This is a genomic window from Lactobacillus sp. UMNPBX6 (genome assembly GCF_002553975.1).
Lineage (GTDB): Bacteria > Bacillota > Bacilli > Lactobacillales > Lactobacillaceae > Lactobacillus > Lactobacillus gallinarum.
Genome location: NZ_PCZD01000155.1, coordinates 1 through 213 on the forward strand (window position 1 = coordinate 1; position 213 = coordinate 213).

Annotated in this window: 1 tRNA gene; it reads left to right on the forward strand. The window is 54.9% G+C overall.

The annotated features are described in order from the left end of the window. Positions 1-66: 66 nt before the first annotated feature. Positions 67-152, forward strand: a tRNA-Leu gene (locus tag CP357_RS10080). Positions 153-213 lie beyond the last annotated feature (61 nt).

Consider the following 213-nt stretch of genomic DNA (forward strand, 5'->3'; position numbering starts at 1 on the left):
GTAGAACATCACCTTGCCATGGTGGGGGTCGCGGGTTCGAATCCCGTCTTCCGCTTTCATCAACACGCCGGAGTGGCGGAATTGGTAGACGCACGGGACTTAAAATCCCGCGGTTGGTTTCAACCGTATCGGTTCGACTCCGATCCCCGGCATTGATGATGCGCCCTTAGCGCAACTGGATAGAGTGTCTGACTACGAATCAGAAGGTTGAAG